The organism is Pseudomonas sp. P4_D7 (genome assembly GCF_056401755.1).
On record NZ_JBFUIR010000150.1, the window covers coordinates 1 to 1,766 of the forward strand.

The 1,766-nt window shown below is 52.2% G+C and carries 2 protein-coding genes; both read right to left on the reverse strand.

Features of this window, described 5'->3' with window-relative positions; genetic code table 11:
* On the reverse strand, positions 1 to 407 hold a 407-nt coding region (locus AC1DVF_RS29160), incomplete at its 3' end, for a hypothetical protein (protein WP_477783622.1).
* A 90-nt stretch (positions 408 to 497) separates the two neighbouring features.
* A complete protein-coding gene (locus tag AC1DVF_RS29165) occupies positions 498 to 1,352 on the reverse strand; it encodes an FRG domain-containing protein (protein WP_477484530.1) in 855 nt (284 codons plus the stop codon).
* Between the last annotated feature and the right edge of the window lie 414 nt (positions 1,353 to 1,766).

Consider the following 1,766-nt stretch of genomic DNA (forward strand, 5'->3'; position numbering starts at 1 on the left):
ACTACGATGTCAAATGCACTGCGGCAAAGCAGCCATCTGTCTTCATGTTTCTTGGCGTATCCGCGCGCGGCATAACCTGCGCGATCAATGACGCAACCAATCCCGACTACGGGCACGCTTGCTAAGAACTCGCGATATTCGGACCAGAAAGCATCTCGTTCCAATTGGGTGCGGCGTCCGAGCCAGCAGAATTTACCCCGTTCATTAATCATATCGGTAATATGGAACGGGGAAGTTATAGCCCACTTTTCCGCTAGCGCATCCCTTCGGTCTTTGGCTTGCGCTTTATCTTCCTGCCTTATCAGGACTCCGCCCATCGCAAACCAGTCACTTCGGGCCGGTAGACCAGAGGCACGATCGGGATGCCTGGCGCCAGATTCGTCAAGATAGAGGGTAAGGCTGGGCATTCAAATTTTACTTTGTAGAAACGGACGCGTCATAGCTCGCTCGCTTTTCAGTGGGATCACAAACGGCTGGYGACCGACGCCCGCTTGGATTTAGGAGCCGACATGCGCGATGGAACCAATTACTTCGTGCCCCGGATATCCCGACTCTAACAGCCATTGATAACCCTGATCGTAGTATGGAGGGGGAAAAAGCGAACGGACCCCCAGCATCTCTCCTTCGCCTAGCCATCGCAAGGCCTGGCCCAGCTCAATTTCGATTATACCCCGGACTTGTGAACTATATTCCGATGGCCGACCGCCAACTTCCCCCCTAGCTCTGAAAAGAACTCCGTGTTGAGCATGGGGCCTCACATATAAGGATGGGCAACAAACTCGTAAATCAACCAGTTCCGTTTTCGGCCCAGTCCACGTTCCGGCCAGTGATCCCGGTCTAGAATCCGCAGCGACCATGTAAACGTATGCGAATTCCGAATTGTCTTCTCGCGGGACCTGCCTTCTTTCGAAATGCATATATTGCCCGAATTTACCGACAGATCGTGCGTGATGACAGGCGAACCACAACGCTACCCAGATGTTGTCAACGAGATCAATCCATGTAGTTTTAAACCCGTAATGCTGAAGAAGCGGTTCAACTACCTGTTTTGGCAAGCTCTGCAATAGATTATTCCCAGCAATCACATCGTCTATTGCTTTGTTCAAACTCCTGAGCCGCTTATTCTGCGATGCTGCCGTCTTTCCCTGACGCATGATGGACGGAGGCATCGTTTTGTAGTGCTTAGACTGTCCTCGAAAGAAAACAAATTCGCCTTCTTTGGCGCACCCATACTTCAGATAGCCCGCAGCTTGAATGAGAGCATGTGGATCGCAGACCCTTAGTATGCCCGGCTCACCTGCTGCTGGAGTGAAAAACGCGTCACGGATGAAGAGTTTCCCGAAGTCAACCATTTGCAACACAATCCCCCGATGTGACGAACGGGGTAGCGCAACTTGATTAAGATTGCCTCACCTACATCAAGCCAAGAAGGAGTGCTGGCTGAGGGGCGCTATCGGCACGCCGATGCTTGGCAAGGGCATGGTGTCCGGTCTGAAGAAGCTACAGACGTTCTCTCCGGCGAAGATCATAAGCCTAAATTGCAACGATGAGCTTTAAGCCAGTCAAGATCCTGGCTTCGCAGCAAGGGTATTGCGATAGATGGAGATCGCTGAATGGAGAGCAGACTGTGATCACAGATTCCCTACAACGGGAGACCATCGAAAACCTGGCACAGCGACATGGGTTCAGCACTAGCGCCGTTGAGCACCTTGCTATGGCCTTGCTTGCTGGAGGCACCAACCAAGCTCAGTACAACCATGTCGAGC